Source organism: Glutamicibacter sp. AOP38-B1-38 (assembly GCF_052377485.1).
Lineage (GTDB): Bacteria > Actinomycetota > Actinomycetes > Actinomycetales > Micrococcaceae > Glutamicibacter.
In genome coordinates this window covers 21,990-41,944 of the sequence record NZ_JBQSWU010000023.1, presented here as the reverse complement: position 1 = coordinate 41,944, position 19,955 = coordinate 21,990, and the positions used below count along the sequence as shown (strand labels likewise).

The 19,955-nt window shown below is 65.0% G+C and carries 14 protein-coding genes; 2 read left to right on the top strand and 12 right to left on the bottom strand.

The features are described 5' to 3' along the window. Positions 1-120 precede the first annotated feature (120 nt). From guaA to ACT3TP_RS13640, 12 genes are all read right to left on the bottom strand, one after another. Positions 121-1,707 (bottom strand): glutamine-hydrolyzing GMP synthase, encoded by a 1,587-nt coding sequence (gene guaA, locus ACT3TP_RS13695; RefSeq protein ID WP_096283032.1) that lies wholly within the window; start codon positions 1,705-1,707, stop codon positions 121-123. Between the two features lie 149 nt (positions 1,708-1,856). Continuing rightward, positions 1,857-2,321, bottom strand: coding sequence for a DUF3817 domain-containing protein (locus ACT3TP_RS13690; RefSeq protein ID WP_444620816.1), 465 nt, complete (start codon positions 2,319-2,321; stop codon positions 1,857-1,859). 36 nt (positions 2,322-2,357) lie between these two features. Beyond that, entirely contained in the window at positions 2,358-3,146 is a 789-nt protein-coding gene (locus ACT3TP_RS13685) for an SURF1 family protein (RefSeq protein WP_444620815.1), read from the bottom strand. 177 nt (positions 3,147-3,323) lie between these two features. Beyond that, the gene (locus ACT3TP_RS13680; protein WP_105553087.1) at positions 3,324-4,475 is read right to left on the bottom strand and encodes a GuaB3 family IMP dehydrogenase-related protein; all 1,152 of its coding nucleotides are present in this window, start codon (positions 4,473-4,475) and stop codon (positions 3,324-3,326) included. A 145-nt stretch (positions 4,476-4,620) separates the two neighbouring features. Continuing rightward, positions 4,621-5,949: a DUF4872 domain-containing protein gene (locus ACT3TP_RS13675; protein ID WP_444620814.1), complete on the bottom strand. Its 1,329-nt coding sequence runs from the start codon at positions 5,947-5,949 to the stop codon at positions 4,621-4,623. A gap of 191 nt (positions 5,950-6,140) precedes the next feature. Then, a complete protein-coding gene (locus tag ACT3TP_RS13670) occupies positions 6,141-6,731 on the bottom strand; it encodes a DUF222 domain-containing protein (protein WP_444620836.1) in 591 nt (196 codons plus the stop codon). A 1,281-nt stretch (positions 6,732-8,012) separates the two neighbouring features. Then, positions 8,013-8,831, bottom strand: coding sequence for a class I SAM-dependent methyltransferase (locus ACT3TP_RS13665; RefSeq protein WP_444620813.1), 819 nt, complete (start codon positions 8,829-8,831; stop codon positions 8,013-8,015). A gap of 163 nt (positions 8,832-8,994) precedes the next feature. Continuing rightward, on the bottom strand, positions 8,995-10,500 hold the full coding sequence (gene guaB / locus ACT3TP_RS13660; protein WP_096283025.1) for an IMP dehydrogenase: 1,506 nt from the start codon (positions 10,498-10,500) through the stop codon (positions 8,995-8,997). Positions 10,501-10,613: 113 nt separating this feature from the next. Then, on the bottom strand, positions 10,614-12,713 hold the full coding sequence (locus tag ACT3TP_RS13655; RefSeq protein ID WP_444620812.1) for an acyltransferase family protein: 2,100 nt from the start codon (positions 12,711-12,713) through the stop codon (positions 10,614-10,616). A gap of 314 nt (positions 12,714-13,027) precedes the next feature. Continuing rightward, positions 13,028-14,626, bottom strand: coding sequence for a chaperonin GroEL (gene groL / locus ACT3TP_RS13650; RefSeq protein WP_096283021.1), 1,599 nt, complete (start codon positions 14,624-14,626; stop codon positions 13,028-13,030). A 100-nt stretch (positions 14,627-14,726) separates the two neighbouring features. Then, positions 14,727-15,023 (bottom strand): co-chaperone GroES, encoded by a 297-nt coding sequence (gene groES / locus ACT3TP_RS13645; RefSeq protein WP_096283020.1) that lies wholly within the window; start codon positions 15,021-15,023, stop codon positions 14,727-14,729. A gap of 192 nt (positions 15,024-15,215) precedes the next feature. After that, positions 15,216-16,757, bottom strand: coding sequence for an amino acid permease (locus ACT3TP_RS13640; protein ID WP_444620835.1), 1,542 nt, complete (start codon positions 16,755-16,757; stop codon positions 15,216-15,218). A 496-nt stretch (positions 16,758-17,253) separates the two neighbouring features. On the opposite strand from ACT3TP_RS13640, the gene ACT3TP_RS13635 reads away from it, so the two are divergent. Next, complete coding sequence (locus tag ACT3TP_RS13635) at positions 17,254-18,495, top strand: class I SAM-dependent methyltransferase (protein WP_105553093.1); 1,242 nt, start codon at positions 17,254-17,256, stop codon at positions 18,493-18,495. Between the two features lie 157 nt (positions 18,496-18,652). Next, positions 18,653-19,795 carry a glutamate--cysteine ligase gene (locus ACT3TP_RS13630; protein WP_444620811.1) on the top strand — a complete coding sequence of 381 codons (1,143 nt, stop codon included), beginning with the start codon at positions 18,653-18,655 and terminating at the stop codon, positions 19,793-19,795. Positions 19,796-19,955 lie beyond the last annotated feature (160 nt).

The following is a 19,955-nucleotide window of genomic DNA, read 5'->3' as shown; positions in this document are numbered from 1 at the left end:
CTCAATATGGTGCATGTTAAATCTCTAGATTTAGATACTTCCGAGCGCAACTCACAGCGCTCGTGAAAAAACCCCTGTTTCTCCAACAATGATCGGAGAAACAGGGGCTTTCATGTGGGATTACTCCCACTCAATAGTTCCCGGTGGCTTGGAGGTAACATCCAGTACCACGCGGTTGACCCCGTCCACCTCGTTGGTGATGCGGTTCGAGATCTTCGAGAGCAGGTCGTACGGCAGGCGCGACCAGTCTGCGGTCATCGCATCCTCGGAGGAGACCGGACGTAGCACGATCGGGTGGCCGTAGGTGCGGTGATCGCCCTGGACACCCACCGAGCGCACGTCGGCGAGCAGGACGACCGGCATCTGCCAGACTTCCTCGTCCAGGCCGGCTGCGGTCAGTTCGGCGCGGGCGATGGCGTCGGCCTTGCGCAATAGCGTCAGGCGTTCCTCGTTGACCGAACCGATGATGCGGATGCCCAGTCCCGGGCCGGGGAACGGCTGGCGTCCCACGATTTCCTCGGGCAGGCCGAGCTCGCGGCCCACGGCACGGACCTCGTCCTTGAACAGGGTGCGCAGCGGCTCGACAAGCTCGAAGTCCAGGTCCTCGGGCAGGCCACCGACGTTGTGGTGGCTCTTGATGTTCGAAGCACCTTCGCCGCCGCCGGATTCGACGACGTCCGGGTACAGCGTGCCCTGGACGAGGAACTTGACTGGTTCGCCCTTGCCGGCTTCCTGCTTCAGGATCGCGATCTCCGCGGCCTCGAAGGCACGGATGAATTCGCGGCCGATGATCTTGCGCTTGGTCTCCGGGTCGGTGACCCCGTCCAGCGCGGTCAAGAAGCGTTCGCGTTCGTCGGCGATGTAGAGCTTCGCGCCGGTGGCGGCGACGAAGTCCTTCTCCACCTGTTCGGCTTCGCCTTCGCGCAGCAGACCGTGGTTGACGAACACGCAGGTGAGGTTCTCCCCGATGGCGCGCTGCACGAGGGCTGCGGCCACGGCCGAGTCAACGCCGCCGGACAGGCCGCAAATGGCCTTGCCGTCGCCGACCTGGGTGCGGATGTGCTCGATCTGCTCCTCGGCAATATTGCCGGCGGTCCAGTCGGCCTTCAGGCCCGCACCGTTGTAGAGGAAGTTCTCCAGGATGTCCTGGCCGAACTCGCAGTGCTTGACCTCCGGGTGCCACTGCACGCCGTAGAGGCGCTTGGCCTCGTTGGCGAAGGCGGCGACCGGGGCCCCTGCCGTGGTGGCGAGCACCTCGAAGCCTGCAGGTGCCTCGGAGACGGAGTCGCCGTGGCTCATCCACACGTTCGGTGCCTTTTCGGCACCGGCGAGCAGCGAACGGGCATCGCCGTTGAAAGTCGTTTGGGTCGAACCGTATTCGCGCAGGCCGGTCTCCGCGACGGTGCCGCCCAGAGCGTTTGCCATGGCCTGGAAGCCATAGCAAATGCCGAGGACCGGGATACCGGCTTCGAAGAGGTCTGCACCAACACTCGGCGCACCCTCGGCGTAAACGCTGGAGGGACCACCGGAGAGGATGATCGCTGCAGGGTTCTTGGCCAGGATGGCTTCGGTGGACAGGGTGTGCGGAACGATCTCCGAGTACACACGGGCCTCACGTACGCGGCGAGCGATGAGCTGCGCGTATTGGGCCCCGTAGTCGACGACCAGAACCGGCTTATGTTCTGGGGTGAGGGGAGCAGTAGTCACGAGCTCTAGTCTACGCGGTTCGCCGGGCGCGAAATAGCGCATGACGTGTCATCAGCGTCACCCGGAGGGTGTGGCGGCGCGCATGCATCGGGCGCGGGAAGCAAAAATCCCCGCCACGGCGATGCGTGACGGGGATTCTGCGGATCAGCCTAGTAGCGTTTGGCGGCCTTGGGGTGGGCGGCCAGCTCGGCGTCCACCTCGGCATGCACCGTGCGTTCGGTGAAGAAGGAGAGCAACGGGATCACCCCGCCCAGGGCGATGGTGATGAAGCGGCTAAATGGCCAGCGCATCAGCGACCAGAGGCGGAAGTCGGCGAACAGGTAGACCACATACATCCAGCCATGCACGATCAGGATACCCAAGGAGATGTTCACTCCCCCGCTGATTTCGGCACGGTTGAGCATCGAAATGGTGTTGGCGGTCCCGTTGAGCAATTCGCCGCCGACAAACAGCTCCAGCTGCCAGAAGTACTTGAAGATCATTTCTGCCACCAGCAGCAGCAGCATCACGCCGGTGGCGTAGGCGAACACCTTGTAGAAGATGGCGGCCGAGCGGATCTGGGCCGGGGTGCCACCGAATTTGCGGGGGCGGGCGGCGGGAGTGGTGCTGGACATCTGCAAGGAGTCCTTTCCGAAGGTGGGAGGTGGGGGCTAGTTCTCGAGGTGCTTCTCGCGGGCGGCGGTCTGCGCGGCGGCTTCGGCGATATCGTCCATGCCGCGCTGGTAATCATCACGCACCAGCCGGTACCAGAGGAAGAAGGCGAAGCCGGCGAAGACGACCCATTCGATGCCGTAGAAGACGTTCAGCCAGTTGATCTGCGGCTCCTGGGGCTGCGGACCGACATAGATCGCATCGATGCCCGGCTGGTTGGCTGGTTGGCCATCGACGCTCAGTGCATGTGCGGTGACGAACCCGGAGTACAGGTTCTGGTCCCAGATGTTGGCCAGCTGCGCGGTGGACAGGGTGGCCAGCGCCGGGTTGCGCACATCATGGTTCAGCTCCGGGCCTTCCGGCGGCAGCAGGCGCCCGGTGATTTCCACCGAGCCCTCGGGAGCCGCGGACGGGGTGCCGGTTTCCGGCTGCCAGCCGCGGACCACGGCCATCGCCTCGCCGTCCGGTGCGCCGTCTACGGCAAAGGCCGCTACCACCCAGCTGCCGAGGCGGTCATCGTCCACGCGGCCCTCGACCAGCACGTCGGTGCCGGGAAGGAATTCGCCGGAGAGGGTGACGATCTGATCCGATTTGGTGCCTAGCATCTCCACACCCGGGGTGTAGTGCTCGGTCAGCGGGACCGGGACCTCGGTTTCGTCGATCTTGACGGCCGGTTCGGTGGACGAGGCCCCGAATTGCCAGCCCGAGAGGGCCACAAATCCGGTGGCCACGAGCAGCGCACCGAGCAGCGCGGCGATCCATTTGGGTTTGAGAGCGGTTTTCAGCACACTCCAACGGTACTTCGATTGCTTGTAGAAGTTCCACTGGGCACGGGGTGAGATTGGCCTAACCCGATAGCTTGCGCACTTTGGGAACCATCTGGCATCCCCGTTCGTTGAAGGCGCGTTAAACGCCACAGTCCCGCCATGCCGGGGATCGGCGTGACGGGACTGCGGTGAAGTGATTTAGAAGCGGTCGGACTCATACGGCGAGAGGACCACGTCGACGCGCTGGAATTCCTTGAGCGTCGAGTAGCCGGTGGTGGCCATCGAGCGGCGCAGCGCACCGACCAGGTTGGAGGTGCCGTTGGTCTCGTGGGACGGGCCGAAGAGCACGTTCTCCAGGGTGCCGACGGTGCCGATCTGCGCGCGGTCTCCACGCGGGCTGGCCTCGTGCACGGCCTCCATGCCCCAGTGGAATCCTGCGCCGGGAGCTTCTTCGGCACGCGCCAGGGCGGTGCCGAGCATCACCGCGTCGGCGCCCATGGCGACCGCCTTGACGATGTCCCCGGAGTTGCCCAGGCCGCCGTCGGCGATCACGTGCACGTAGCGTCCGCCGGTCTCTTCGATGTAGTCGCGGCGGGCCGCTGCCACATCGGCGATGGCGGTGGCCATCGGGGCGTGGATGCCCAGGGTGCGCCGGGTGGTCGAGGAGGCGCCGCCGCCGAAGCCGACCAGCACGCCGGCTGCGCCGGTGCGCATCAGGTGCATGGCCGGGGTGTAGCCGGCCGCGCCGCCGACGATGACCGGGACGTCGAGCTCGTAGATGAACTGCTTGAGGTTCAGTGGTTCGGTGGTCTGCGAGACGTGCTCGGCAGAGACCGTGGTGCCGCGGATGACGAAGATGTCAACGCCGGCATCGAGCACGGTCTTGTAGTGCTCTTGGGTGCGCTGCGGAGTCAGCGAGCCTGCCACGACCACGCCGGCGTCGCGGATCTCGGAGAGCCGGGAGCTGATCAGCTCCGGCTGGATCGGCGCCGCGTAGAGCTCCTGGAGCTTCGCGGTGATCTTCGAATCGTTGCGGACCGACGCCTCGGACTTCAGCCCAGCGATTTCGGCGAGCACCGGTTCGGGGTTCTCGTAGCGCGTCCACAGCCCTTCGAGGTTCAGCACGCCCAGGCCGCCGAGCTTGCCCAACGCGATGGCGGTGGCCGGGGAGGTCACCGAATCCATCGGTGCGCCCAGGATAGGGGTGTTGAACTGGAAGGCGTCGATCTGCCAGGACACCGAAACGTCCTTGGGATCACGGGTGCGGCGATTCGGTACGATCGCTACGTCGTCCAGGGAATATGCCTTCGTGGCCCGCTTGCCACGGCCGATCTCAATCTCGTTACTCACCAGACAAGGTTACCAAGTTCCACGCGGATTCCCGCTTTATCTCGCACGGCACGCCCCGCACCAATACAGGCACGGGGCGTGATTCCGGGAGAAAGCGGTGAGCAAGCTCACCGCGATCCGCGCGCCGAGGCACGCGGATTCCGGCTTAGCCGGCCGGATTCAGCGTGGCCAGGGTGCCCGCCAGGGCGGTGGCGGCGCGTTCCTCGGCCTGCGCGATGCGCTCCATCTGATCGGCCATGCGCTCGAAGAGCTCGCTGCGGACTTCGGGATCCACGTCCGGATCGATCATTTCGCTCAGATCGATCCAGTCGGCGCTGAGCTGCGCGTAATCAGCGGCATGTTCTGCCAGCGGTTCCAAGCCGGGTAGTTCCGCGCATTCGTCGAGGAAGTCCGCGTAGAGCCCGCGCAGGCCGCCGAAGCCGCCGAAGCGGGTGTCGGTCATGAAGCCGTGCAGCTGGGCCAGCCCCGCGCTCAAGCGCTGCGGATCGGCGAAGATCTGCGTCCAGCCCTTCTTGGTGCTGGTGTCGCGCAGCCGTTCGGCCCAGGTGTGCATGCCGGCGATGCCGAAGCGGTTGGCGAAATGCACCGGGATCCCCTTCAGCTCGGCGGTGCCCAGCAGCCGGCCGTTGGTTTCGGTGATCGCCTCGAGCACATTCGCGGTGAGCGTTTCCAGCTTGGGCGAACGGCGCGAAGGAATCCACGCCTGCCAATGCTTTTCCTTCTTGCGCTTGGCGCGGGCGGCGGCCAGATCGCTCGGGCTGATCGGCATCAGCGAGCCCGATCCGTCGTCGACGAGCAGGTCATCCTCGTGTTCGCCGACGATGACCAGGTCGATGGTTTCGGCCTCATCGACCTCGCTGGATTCGATCCAGGGCAGGGCACCGACTGCCACGCGCACGACCACCGCACGTCCGGCGTCCAGCGCGTGGTCCAGGTATTCGGCGGCGCGTTGCGCCGAACCGGTGGTGCGTTCGTTGACCTTAGCCCCGCTGCGGGTGAGCAGGTTCTGCGTGTACGGCTCGGGGTGTGCGCGGGTCACGATGGTTGCGGTGGTCACCTCTTCGTACTCGAAGGTGAAGACCATGAAGCCGATGCCTCCGGCCAGACCGGCCAGCAGGGCCTCGCTCATCGGTTCGCCGGTGGCGGGATTGGTCACTCCGGCCTGGGTGAGCACCCGATGCCAGAGGCCCGCGTCGTACTGCACAACGTCGGTCGGAGCCGGGTATTCGGGAAGCTCCTCCGCCGGTGACGGTGCCGGGGCTGGCGCAGGGGCCGGCTTGGGCTTCTTGCCGGTTTTCTCTGCCGCCCTGGCATCCCGTGCTTCCTTGGCGTAGTTCCGGGCGGCCGCGGCGCGCACGGCCTTGGGGCCTTCGGGTTTGTCGGTCAGGATGTTCTTGCGCGCGGTCGTATAGCTCTCCCCGGTACGTTCCATGCGTTCGCGGGCGAGCTTCTTCAGATTCGCGGGTTGTGCCAAGATAATGTCCTTCGTTCACGGATACGCGCAGGCGGGTAGCTCCCGCGCACCGGTGGGTGCCGCCGTGCCTTCATTCTACGTGGGCACGGCTGCCGCTTTCATCCACTGGACGCGCAGGCCTTGGCGTTCCCCCTTGGCTCCCCCGGTGGCGTGCCCCGCGCGGTGGACGGAGTTCTCCCGCTAACCGGTGGCTAGTCCCAATACGTATTACGCCGCGGCTGCTGCTCCGGATCAACATGCTTCGGCAAAATCACATGCGGCAACCCATCCACCAGCACCACCTGGATCCGCCCCGCATCGGCATCCATATGCGCACCCCGGCACAAAGCCCCGAGATTGCCCAGCTTCGTCGGCCCACCCAGCCACCACGGATCAATATGGTGGAACTCCACCTTCTCCGGCGGCTCCGTGCAGCCGGGCACAATGCACCCGCCATCGCGGGCCAGCACCGCACGTTTGAGCTTCTCCGGCACGATCCGTTGGGCCCGGCCATAATCGAGCAGTTCGCTCTTCGAGTTGAACACCGCCGGAATGATCTCTGCCTGGCACAAGAGCCGTCTGAGCTCGCCGGGCGGCAGATGCACCCCGTGCGCGGTGCGCGCATCCCCGGCAGCCAAATCTTGCAGGTTTTCGAGCTTCAGATGCACGATCACCTCCGGCCGGATCCGCCGCCCGCCTCCATCGGTGGTGGTGAGGATGTCCAGCAGCGCGTTTAACGCCCGTTCGGGTACGGTCGCGATGGTTTCGGTCTCTTCGGGGTCCCAGCGTGCTTCGTTGCCCACGCCTTCGGGAAGGAAATCCGGGAAGCCCAAACCCGATGCGGCTTTGGTGCCGGCTTCCGGTGAAGGGGCTTCACGATCTGCAGCGCATTGCGTGTCTGCGACAACGACTTCCGGTACCACCGGATCGTTCACAAGATCGGCGTCCGCTGTGGAACTGTTTGGCTTCGCGTCCTCGTCGGTGCTGATCTGTTCGCCGCTGGTCGACTCGGTGGCGCCGGATGCTTCTGCTTCATCGTGGGACGGTGCAGGGTCTCCGCGGTTCGTACGCACCGCCTGCCCCACCCGGGTGCGCGGATTATTGGCCTGCGCGATCAACGAATCGAGCACCTCACCCTCCAGCGTGCTCACCCGCAAAAGGAACTCCCGGCTGAGCGCATTGCGCACCGGCAACGCATGCAACCCGCGCCGAAGCGAGGCCTTTGTGGCGGTGCCCGGAGTCGTGGCGGCGTTGTTGATCAGCTTCGTCACGTGCTTCTCGGCTTCCTTCACGCTCTGCGCCCCGCGCAGCACCTCGGCGGCGTGTTCCTCCACCGCCCGTCCATCGGTGTGCAGCAGTGTCGGCTCGGTGCCGGTGCCTTCGAAGGTCAGGTCCTTCGGTTCGCGTTTGGCCAGCTTGCGGCAGGTCTCCTGCACGAGGGCCGGGTGCAGCACCGGGGTGCGGGCGGGGTCCGGGGCGGTGAACAGCTCCGAGAGATGGGTGAAGCGCGGCGGGAGCAGGTTTCCTGCCGGGTCCCGGCGGCCAATGAGGTCGCTCGCGTCCTGGACGAGGCCGGCCGCTTCGGCATAGGGCAGGTGGAGCCAGGACGCTAAGAGCGCGGCGGGGTCCAGGAAGCTGGCCCGCCCGGCGCAGCGGCGCGCGTCCCGGGTGGTGTCGGCTCCGGCGGTGCGCAGCACGTCGAGTTCCTCGGGGTGGAGGGTGTGGGCGTTGGTGGCGGCGATGCGGTCCGCGGCGGCCACGCGCATGCGGGCGGCTTCATCGGCCAGCGCTTGTCCGGCGGTGGCCAGTTCCAGGGCCAGGCGCGGGTCCTCGGTGCCGGCCAGGTGTTCGCGCAGGGTGGCGAGCAGCTGCGTCGTGCCGGTGAATAGGGCCCGCAGGTCGGTGCCCGCCAGGCTCGGGGACGCGGCTGGGCCGGTGAGCTCGGTGAGCTTCCGGTCCAGCTGGCTGAGGGTGTCCCCGAGGGCGGTGGTGTTCATGGGTTCGAGTATGCCCGCGAACAAACAGGGGGTGGGCTTGCGGAGCGCGGACTGTGGATAAGCTTCCGCGCGGGGAAAAACCGGGCGCTATGCCGGCTTGCTTGCGAGCATCAGCAGCGGGACCAGCTGCCGGGAGGTGATCGCCGCGCTCAGGTTCGCCACGGCCAGCGGGCCGTCCTCGCGCAGAACCAGCGGGGTGGCCAGCGGGTCGGTTCCCGCCTCCAGCGCCCCGCGCATCTGCTCCAGGACCTCGAGCACCTCCACGGTGCGCTCGACCTGCCCGGTGACCGCAAACCCGGCGTCCTTCAGCGCGCCGGCGTAGTCCGCGGCGGATTCCACAAAGGAGGCCTCGGCCCGCTCGGCCCACGGCATCGGGTAGGGCAGGTTGTTGGTACCCATCAGGTCGTAGATGCCGAACACCGCCCCGGGGCGCAGCAGCCGCCAGACCTCCGCGAAGACCGAAGGCTTGTCGGCCAGGTTCATGCCCACGTGCATCAGCACCGCCGCATCGAAGCTGGCATTGGCCAACCCGGTGTCGTGCCCCGGGCGCTGCAGCATGGTGATGGACCGATCCAGCGCGCAGTTCGCGTCCAGCTCCCGGGCCAGGTCCACAAATTCGGCGGTGATGTCCACCCCGGTGACCAGGGCGCCGCGCATGGCGAAGCAGCGCGCCGGCCCGCCCAGGCCGGCGCCCACGTCGAGCACCCGGGTTCCCGCGCCGAGTTCGAGGGAATTTGCCACGAAGCTGGTCGCCTGCAGCCCGCCGGTGTGGAAATGGTCCGCCTCGCGCAGGTCAGCCGGCTTGAAGGCCTGCGGATTCACTCCCGCGCTGCGCAGCGCGGCGAAGACCCGATCGCGCAGGGTGCCGCTGGTGTACCGGTCGAAGGATGGCTCGATGCTGTTCATCACTTGCTCCTTGGCAGCTGCGAGAGACGTGCAGGTCCCCGAGCTTCGCGGGGTGCGACTCTCCTGTGCTCTTTAGTTTAAACCCTGCGGCCCCTTCGGGAACATGGCAAAGCGCCCCGGTCCTTCCGCTGGGGGAAGGTCCGGGGCGCTGGGCCTGGCTGCTTTAGCGTGAACGGTAGTTCGGCGCCTCGACGGTCATCATGATGTCGTGTGGGTGCGATTCCTTCAGCCCGGCCGAGGTGATGCGCACGAACTTGCCGCGGGCCTTCAGCTCGGGGATGGTGCGCCCGCCGACGTAGAACATCGTCTGGCGCAGGCCGCCGGCGAGCTGGTGGACCACCGCGGAGAGCGGGCCGCGGTAGGGAACCTGGCCCTCGATGCCCTCGGGGATCAGCTTCTCGTTCGACGGTGCGTCGGCCTGGAAGTAGCGGTCCTTGGAGTAGGAGGTGTTCTTGCCGCGGGTTTCCATCGCGCCCATGGATCCCATGCCGCGGTAGGCCTTGAACTGCTTGCCGCCCATGAAGACCAGGTCGCCCGGGGATTCTGCGGTGCCGGCCAAAAGCGAGCCGAGCATCACCGAGTCGGCGCCGGCGACCAGGGCCTTGCCGATGTCGCCGGAGTGCTGCAGGCCGCCGTCGGCGATCAGCGGCACGCCGGCCGGGATGGCGGCCTTGGCCGCCTCGTAGATGGCGGTGACCTGGGGCACGCCCACGCCGGCGACGATGCGGGTGGTGCAGATCGAGCCGGGGCCCACGCCCACCTTGATGGCGTCGGCGCCCGCGTCGATGAGCGCCTGCGCGCCCTCGCGGGTGGCGGCCTGGCCGCCGATGACGTCCACATGCGCGGCGGCCGGATCCTTCTTCAGCCGCGCGATCATGTCCAGCACGCCCTGGGAGTGGCCGTTGGCGGTGTCCACCACCAGTGCGTCCACGCCGGCCTCGATCAGCGTCATCGCCCGCTCGTAGCCTTCTCCGAAGAAGCCCACGGCGGCGGCGACGCGCAGCCGGCCGTCCTCGTCCTTGGTGGCCAGCGGGTACTGCTCGGCCTTGTCGAAGTCCTTGACGGTGATCAGCCCGGTGAGCACACCGGAGTCGTCGACCAGCGGAAGCTTCTCGATGCGGTTCTTGGACAGCAGCTCGATCACGGTATCCCGGGCGACGCCTTCCTTGGCGGTGACCAGCGGCATGCCGGTCATCACCTCGTAGACCTTGGTGGTCATGTAGTTCTCGCGCGGCACGAAGCGGGTGTCGCGGTTGGTGATGATGCCCAGCAGCTTGCGGTTCTCATCGATGACCGGCAGGCCCGAGACGCGGTACTGGGCGCAGAGGTCGTCCCATTCGGCCAGGGTGGCGCCGGGGTGCACGGTGACCGGGTCGGTGATCATGCCCGACTCGCTGCGCTTGACCTGGTCCACCTGCTTGGCCTGGTTCTCGATGGACAGGTTGCGGTGGATCACGCCGATGCCGCCCTGGCGAGCCAACGCGATTGCCATGGAAGCCTCGGTTACGGTGTCCATCGCCGCCGAGCTGATCGGGGTCTGGATGTTGATGCGCTTGGTGAAGCGGGTGGTGGTGTCCGCGTCGGAGGGGATCACATCCGTGGGGCCAGGCAACAACAAGACGTCGTCGTAGGTGAGTCCTTCAAAGGCAAAGGGGTTGAACTCAGTCACGTAAGAACCTTTCGGAGCGAAAGCGGAGGTTGCTTAAATGGTAGATCCCTTTTGGGGTGCTGACGATTCCCGTTGGTGATCTGTGTCTAAGCTAACGTCACAGGGCCGGTTTTTTATTCCTTGTTCCAGCCGGTGGCCCGCGTGAAGGAGGCGGCGAAGCGATCGGCGGCGCTGGTCACAAAAGTCTTGGACAAATGCGAATCGTCCAGGTAGACCAGCACGTTGCCGATCACCGCCTTGCAGGTACCCTCCGGGCAGAGCATGCCGGTCAGATCCAGCGAGACCACCCGGGAGCCGTAATCGTGGGTCTGAAGGAACCGGTCCACCGGGTTCACCTCAGCCAGCTTGTCCGTGGTCGGGGCATCGCAGGCCTCGGGCGCGGCCCGGTTGCGGTCCACGCATTCGGGGATGGAATATTCATAGCGCGGGGTGTCGCGCATCGCGATCACCTGGCTGCCGGCCTGCACGAAGGGCTCGATGGCCGCGGCGTAGTCATCGGCCATGGCCTCCTGGGCTCCGGCGCTGCGCCCGGCGTCGTCGATCCAGGTTGCGGTGCGCGTGGCCACGGTGAGCACCATGTCCGGGGCCAACTGCTCCACGTAGTCGCGGGCCGCGGGCAGGAAGGCGGCGCATTCGGGGTCATCCAGGTTGTCGGTGGAGCCGTAGCGGCAGCCGGGCTGGTAGATCATCACCCAGCTGCCGCCGGCCTCTTCGACGGTGCGTGCGGCGGCCTCGGACCAGTGCTGCACATGGGAGTCGCCGAGCAGCACCAGATCGGGCTTGGCCGCCGGATCCCCGCCCTGGTTGCAGAACAGGATCGCCGGGTCCTCCGGGGTGTATGTGCCGCTGCAGTTCTCACCCGGGGTCTGCCATTCGGTGTCCAGTTCGGTGCGCAGCGGCAGGGTCAGCGCGGCCGGGGACGGATCCCAGGTGTCGGTGGCCATCGCCCCGGGGTTCTCCTCCGGGGCCTGCGCGGCGGCCTGCGCGCGGCGCTTTTCGACATTTGATTCCCAGGCGGCGATCGGCACGGAGGCCACCGAGAGGGCCACCACGATCACCAGCGCCTGGCTGACCAGCTTTGGCTGGCCCAGGAAGCGCAGCACCGGCAGGGCGCCGGCGCGCTGCACGGCCAGCAGCGGTTTTTCCACCCAGCGGGTGCTCGCCGCCGACAGCGCGATGGAGCCGAGAATCAGCAGCGCCCCGGCCATCGGGGAGGCGTGGTCCACCGGGGCCAGGTGCAGGTAGAAGACCAGCAGCGGCCAGTGCCACAGGTACATGCCGTAGGACAGTTCGCCGAGCTTCACCAGCGCCGCGTTGCCCAGCCAGCCGGCGGGGTTGCTCCGACGCGGGGTGCCCGGGGCGATGACCAGCAGGGCGGCGCCCAGGGTGGGCACCAGCGCGAGGAAGCCGGGGAATTGTCCCTGCACGTCCAGCAGCGCGCCGCAGCCGATGATGATCACCAGGCCGGCCCAGCCGCCGATCCGGCGCAGCGCCTCGGGCAGCCGGGACAGGGCAGGCAGGCCCAGGGCCAGCAGCGAGCCCAGCGCGAACTCCCAGAGCCGGGTCCCGGTGTGGAAGTAGGCCAGCTGCTGATCGGCCGCGGTGAGGTAGATGGAGTAGCTCAGCGAGCCGGCGAAGATGGCGGCGAACATGATGGCCGCGATCTTCGCGAAGCTGTGCCGGGAGAAGCAGCGCCGCCAGATCAGCGCGGCGCCGATGAGCAGCAGCGGCCAGAGCAGGAAGATCTGTCCTTGGACCGAGAGCGACCAGAAGTGCTGCAGCGGGGAGGCGGCGGAGGTGTTGAAGGCGTAGTAGTCCACTTCGGCGGTGGCCAGCGTCCAGTTCTGGATGAAGAACAGGGAGGAGAAGGCCTCCTGGATGAGCGCCAGCCAGCGGGTTCCGGGCAGCACCAGCCAGGCGGTGAGCGCGGTGGCGATGATGATCAGCGCCGCCTGCGGCAGCAGCCGGGAGAAGCGGTGCAGCCAGTTGCCCAGCACCGAGGGCTTGTCTCCGGACTGGAGCTTGCGCGCCAGCGAGCCGGTGAGGAAGAAGGCCGAGAGCATCAGGAAGATGTCCACGCCGCCGGAGACCCGTTGGAACCAGATGTGATAGCACATCACCAGCAGCACGGCGAGCGCGCGCAGGCCCTGCAAATCGGCACGGAATTCCGTGCGCGGCACGGTGCTCCGTGGGCTGGGGATCGCTGGTGACACGCGGTGCCGCTTTCCTCGTCGATTGGTGGGCAATTGTCCAAGATGACGGGGAACGGCACCGGACAACCAAAGATTCTACCAAGGGCAGCTCATTTTGCGCATAACGCGAGCTATGCGAGCGCACCTGAGCCGGATAAGGCTATCGGGCTAACCGGGATGACTTGCGGTGTTTACCCCTCGGGCCGGGGCGAACTGATTCTGTCACAGTGGGCGCGCCTCGGCCCGCGGTGAGCGGCGGGCAAGAAAGCAAAAAAGCCGCCGCCTCCCCCGCAAGACTGACGTCTTTTGGGGGAAGCGGCGGCTTCTTGGTACTGCTAGTGGGCGTGAGCCTCTTCCTCGGGAGCCTTCTCGGCAACCAAGGTTTCGGTGGTCAGCACCAGGGCAGCGATCGAGGCTGCGTTGAGCAGCGCCGAACGGGTGACCTTGACCGGGTCGATGACCCCTGCATTGAGCAGGTTCTCGTAGACGCCGGTCTTGGCGTTGAAGCCCTCGTTCGGGCCGGTTTCGGCCACCTTCGAGGCTACTACCGCGCCGTCGAAGCCGGCGTTGGTAGCGATCCAGAACAGCGGCTGAACCAGGGCGCGGCGCACAATGCCCACGCCGGCTGCCAGATCGCCGGTCGCCGAGGCGACGCGTGCGTCTTCGTCCAGTGCCGAGAGCGCGTCAACCAGTGCGGTACCGCCACCGGCGACAATGCCCTCTTCAAGCGCCGCACGGGTGGAGGACACTGCGTCCTCGATGCGGTGCTTGCGTTCCTTGAGCTCAACCTCGGTGGAGGCGCCGACCTTGATGACACCGATGCCACCGGAGAGCTTGGCCAGGCGTTCGGCCAGCTTCTCACGGTCCCATTCGGAGTCGGTGCGGGCGTGCTCTGCGCGCAGCTGGGCTACGCGCTCTGCGACGTCTTCCTCGGTTCCGGCGCCATCAACGATGGTGGTCGAATCCTTGGTGATGGTCACGCGGCGGGCGGAACCGAGAACCTCGGTGCCGACCTGGTCCAGCTGCAGGCCGAGCTCGGCCGAGACAACCTGGGCGCCGGTGAGGATCGCCAGATCCTGCATCATGGCCTTGCGGCGGTCGCCGAAGCCCGGAGCCTTGACGGCAACCACGTTCAGCAGGCCGCGCAGCTTGTTGACCACCAGCGTGGACAGGGCTTCGCCCTCGACGTCCTCGGCAATGATCAGCAGTGGCTTCTTGGTCTCCAGCACCTTTTCCAGCAGCGGCAGGAATTCTGCCACGGTGGAGATCTTGCCCGGGTTGATCAGCACGACCGCGTCTTCCAGGACAACTTCCTGGCGTTCCTGGTCGGTGATGAACTGCGGGGACAGGTAGCCCTTGTCGAACTGCATACCCTCGGTGAGGACCAGTTCGGTGGCGGTGGTCGAGGACTCTTCGATGGTGATGACACCGTCGGTGCCCACGGTCTTGAAGGCCTCGGCCAGCAGTGCGCCGATTTCCTCGTCCTGTGCCGAGATGGCTGCCACGTTGGCGACCTTGTCTTCGACCGCCACGGCGTTGGCCTTCAGGCGTTCGGCGACAATCTCTACTGCCAGTTCGATGCCCTTGCGGATATCGCCCGGTGCGGCGCCGGCCGCTACGTTCTTCAGACCTTCCTTGACCAGTGCCTGTGCCAGCACGGTCGCGGTGGTGGTGCCATCGCCGGCCACATCATTGGTCTTGGTGGCGACTTCCTTGGCCAGCTGCGCGCCAAGGTTCTCGTATGGGTCTTCCAGATCGATCTCACGCGCAATGGTGACACCGTCGTTGGTGATGGTCGGGGCGCCCCAGCTCTTGGCGAGCACCACGTTGCGGCCGCGTGGGCCGAGGGTGACCTTCACCGTGTTTGCGAGCTTATCGATGCCCGCTTCGAGGGCGCGTCGCGCTTCCTCGTTGAATGCTAGCTGCTTAGCCATGCATTAACTCCTGAAATAGCATCGGTCGCAGTTCGGCCCCGAACCCCGTCAAACGCGTGCGCGTCAAAGGAGTTGGGACCGGAGAGCTGCGAGGTTGGCGTTACTTTACGACGACAGCCAGGACGTCGCGAGCCGAGAGCACCAGGTACTCTTCGTTGCCGACCTTGACCTCGGTTCCGCCGTACTTCGAGTACAGCACCACGTCGCCTTCGGCAACGTCCAGTGGAATGCGGTTGCCGTTGTCGTCAACGCGGCCGAGGCCTACTGCGACAACGGTACCTTCCTGTGGCTTTTCCTTGGCGGAGTCAGGGATGACCAGACCGGAAGCGGTGGTGGTTACGGCCTCGACCTGCTTGATGACGATGCGGTCTTCGAGTGGCTTGATGGAGACAGACATGGTCTCTCCTTTTCGTGTATGAACCAATGAATGTAGGGTTTCGCCCTATGGCATTGGACCAACCGTCGTCGCGGTGCCAGTTGGTGTGATCCAGTCAGGCGGTGTGTCTTATTGAACTGGATAAAAATCCTGTTCAACTGGACACCCACAGATGACTTTAGGCCGTGGATTAGCACTCGGTCAAGGCGAGTGCTAACGATTGACCGAGTTCGTCACACTGGTTCGCCCAGAGCGCACTGCGGCCGACTCCTCGATGTCCTCCGGGGCGGAGAGATCCATCTCGGAAAGCTTGACGACCTTGGACTTGGTGACCATCCGGTGCACCAGCCACAGCCCCAGGAACAGCGGCAGCCCGATGTAGGCCGAAAGCACTTCCAGTCCATGCCCGGCCATCACCGCCTGATAGTTCTGCCCGACAATCACCGCGATCAGCATCACGAAGGCCACGATAGGCCCCAGCGGGAACAGCGGCGCGAGATAGGGCAGGTCCTTCACGCTGTAGCCCTGCGCCAGATAGCCGCGGCGGAAGCGGTAGTGCGAAACGGCGATGCCCACCCAGACAATGAACCCGCACAGCCCGGAGACATTCAGCAGCCAAGTGTAGGCGGCGCCCTGTCCCACCAGCGCGGTCAGGAAGCCGAACAGGCCCACCGCCGAGGTGGCCAGCAAGGCCATGATCGGCACCCCGCGGGAGTTGGTGCGCCCGAAGACCTTGGGCGCCTTGCCGTCGTGGGCCATGGAGTAGAGCATGCGGGTCGAGGCGTAGAGCCCCGAGTTTCCCGCGGAGAGGATGGCGGTGAGGATGACCGCGTTCATGGCGGCGGCGGCAAAGGCGATGCCGGCACGCTCGAAGACCAGGGTGAACGGCGAGGAAGCCACATCGGCTTCGCCGCTGGCCAGCAGGCTGGGATCGGCAAAGGGAATCAGGCAGCCAATGACGAAGATGGCGCCGATGTAGAAGAGCATGATGCGCCAGAACACCCGGCGGATGGCCTTGGGCACCTCGCGGCGCGGATCCTTGGCCTCGCCGGCGGCCACGCCCACCAGCTCGGTGCCCTGGAAGGAGAACCCGGCGATCATGAACACCGAGACGATGGACAGCCAGCCGCCGTGGAAGACGTCCTTGCCTTCGCGCCAATTGGCCAGCGGATCGGTCTGCGCGCCGAGCACCCCGAAGATCATCAGGATGCCGGCGGCCAGGAAAGCGACGACGGTGACCACCTTGATCATGGCCAGCCAGAATTCGCCTTCGCCGAAGGCCTTGGAAGACAGGGCATTCAGCGCGGTGAGCGCCACCAGGAAAGCCCCGGCCCAGACCCAGCCTGGGACATCGGGAAGCCAAAAGCTCATGACAATGCCGGCGGCCACCAATTCGGCCGCGACGGTGATGGCCCAGTTGAACCAGTAGTTCCAGCCGATGGCAAAGCCGAAGGAAGGCGAGACGAAGCGGGTCGCGAAGGTCTGGAAGGAACCGGCCACCGGGATCTTGGCGGTCATCTCCCCCAAGGACTGCATCAGCAGGTAGACCATGAGGCCCACCGCGGCGTAGGCCAGCAGCGCGCCACCCGGGCCTGCTTGGGCGATGGTGCCTCCGGAGGCCACGAACAGCCCGGTGCCAATGGAACCGCCAATGGCGATCATCTGCAGGTGCCGGCTGCTCAGCCCGCGCTTGAGCTGGTGCTGGGCCGGGTCCGTTCCCGTTGCTGGATTCTCCGCCGCGGTGCCACGCTGCACCGCGGCGGGTTGACTCGTGCTCTGCCTAAGTTTGTTCACAGGTGACATACAACACGAGAAGGCGGGGTCGATGCGACGTGCGCCACAGCAGGGACGGGACTAGCGAGCGCCTCCCCCGCTCACCATGGCGGCGCCTTCGAGGCTGCAGGCCCACGCCGCTTCTCCTCATGGGCTGGAGAAGACTAAAGCATGGCCGCTGGCATGGCGGACGAGATGGAAGGTGCCCCATTCAAGACGCATGCTTTGCTTGGCCTTCACATATGTAAGAATTAGCAAAGCTTGCTCTAGCGATCGGCCACCTTCGCCGACCTTTGCACAGACGGGCCCGCAAAAGCCTCGGATTTGAGCGCCTCCCGCTGTATTTCATAGAGCTTGATAGCTCGGAACAAGCCCCATTAATATGACGCGCATTTGTCACATTATGTCCGTAGTACCTCCCCGTAGCCTCGAAACCCCGAACGCCGGGAAGGGTGCCGGATGACGATAGGCTTGTTCCATGGCTCAGGCTTCAAATGATTCAACACTCAACGACCAATTCGCGGCTCTCCTCTCCCCCGAGGGGTGGGCTCTATTGGCGACCGTCGATCCGTCCATGGCGGCAACCAAGGACGCGGCGTGGTCCTTGAACGAAAAACTTCGCAAGGAAGGGCATGACGCCCAGGTGGTGCGTGCGGTGATCTCCCAAGCCGAGCTGCGCTTCCGCGGCCGGGTCAAGTTTGGCCCCTTTGCCGATACCTTGATCTTCACTCCCGCAGGGCTTGAGCAGGCCACCCGCCTGACCATCGCCGGGCTGCACGCCCGCCGCTTCGTTCAGGCCGGCAGCACCCACGTGGCCGACCTGGGCTGCGGCATCGGTGCCGACTCGATCGCCCTGGCCAGCGCCGGATTGCAGGTCACTGCCGTGGAACAGGATGAAACCACCGCCGCGGCTACCACCTTGAACTTGATGCCCTTCGAAAATGCCCGCGTTGTGCACGGCAGCGCCGAAACCGCGGACCTCACCGGCATCGATGGCGTATGGCTGGACCCGGCCCGACGCACCGACGCAACCGGCAGTACCCGCCGACTCTTCGACCCGGAGGCATTCTCCCCTCCCCTGTCCTTCGTGGAGAAGCTCGTGGACTCCGGACTGGACGTCGGAGTGAAGCTCGGCCCGGGCCTGCCGCATGAAGCGATTCCGGCCGGTGCCGAGGCGGTGTGGATATCCGATCACGGCTCGGTAATCGAAGCCGGCTTGTGGTTCGGCAAGCTGAAACGCCCGGACGTGGCCCGCGCGGCCCTGGTCATCGATAAAACCGGTGCTCACGAACTGACCAGCGAGCTCACCGTGGAGCAGGATCCGCTGGCTCCGGTAGGCGAACTCCAAGCACATCTCTATGAACCCGATGGTGCGGTGATTCGTTCGCACCTGATTTCCACATTGCTCGAATCCACCGGCGGACACTTGCTGGATGAGCACATTGCCTACTTCACGCACGCAGAGCAGTTGCAGACCCCATTCGCCCGCGGGTTCAAAGTCTTGGAAGTCCACGACTACAACGTGAAGAAGTTGAAGTCCTGGGTGAAGGCCAACGGCATTGGCAGCTTGGATATCAAAAAGCGCGGAGTGGATGTGCTGCCCGAGGAGCTGCGCCGCATCCTGCTGGCTGGTGCCCCGAAGTCGGCGAAGAAGCACGCAACGCTCATTCTTGCCCGTATCGGCCAGAATCGTGTGGCCGTCGAGGCGGAACCGCACTAATCTATAGTGATGCACCTCCCACCGGATGAATGTCATGGCAGGGGTGACGCAAAACTTACAATAAGAATGGAAGGCCTTCGAATAATTCGATGGTTTAACCGTCTAGTTTTATTCGGCTCCGGAGCCTTCCGTCCGAGACGTCAGCATTAGGAGCGCCGTGCAGAAAATCGAGTTCGCCAAGTCTTCTCAGTCCACCATTGGTGTTGAATGGGAAATCGCCTTGGTCAATCGCGAAAGTGCGGACTTGTGCTCGGTCGCCGAAAAAATCCTTGATCAGCTCAAGGAAGATGCAGGGCTAAGCAGCGAGGATGAGCACCCCACGGTGAAGCCCGAACTGCTGATGAACACAGTTGAGATAGTTACCGGGGTTCACAACACCGTCGCTGAAGCTGCGCAAGAGCTACGCACCAATGTGCGCATGCTCAACGAGGTGGCTGCAAAACACGGTGTGGACTTGTATTCCGCTGGTTCGCATCCCTTTGCCGCCCCGATCTCACAGCCCGTCACCGACAAAGAGCGTTATGCAAACTTGATTGACCGTACCCAATGGTGGGGACGGCAGATGGTGATCTACGGGGTGCACGTGCACGTTGGGCTGGACAGCCGTGACAAGGCGCTGCCGATCACCGACGGACTGATCAACTACCAGCCGCATTTCCAAGCACTCAGCGCCTCCAGCCCCTACTGGGGCGGGGAAGATACCGGGTACGCTTCGCAGCGTTCGCTGATGTTCCAGCAGCTACCAGCCGCCGGAATCCCCTTCCACTTCAATTCCTGGTCCGAATACGAATCCCACGTGGCGGACATGCTGCACACCGGCGTCATCGATGACGTCTCCGAAATCCGCTGGGACGTCCGCCCGGTGCCGCGCTTCGGCACCGTGGAGATGCGCATCTGCGACGGACTGAGCTCCCTGGATGACATTGCCGCGATTACCGCGCTGACCCAGTGCCTAGTGCACGACATGTCTCTGGCAATCGAAGCCGGGTACAAGGTCCCTGTCATGCCGGCCTGGTTCCGGGTGGAGAATAAATGGCGTGCCGCCCGCTACGGCTTGGACGCCATCATCATTCTCAACGCCCAGGGCGACGAGATGCTGGTGACCGACCACCTGCGCGCCGAAGTGAAGCGCTTGGCACCGGTGGCCGAGCAACTCGGCTGCAGCGATGAACTCCAGGGCATCATCCGCCTTATTGAACGCGGCGCCGAATACCAACTGCAGCGCAACACCTTTGCGGCGTCCGGTGGCGACTTCAAGGCAGTAGTGCAGGAAAACGTTAGGCGCATGAAGGCTGTCTAAAACACAAGGTTAAAATGAGTGCCTGGCTTGTCCGGTCATTCCACCCTGCAACAATCCAGCTATTGATTTCATTGATATCCAACTATTTTATATCCATGAAGTCGCAACAAATTAAATATATTCACCTTTTATGGATACGGTTATACAGGCTCCGTCCTCT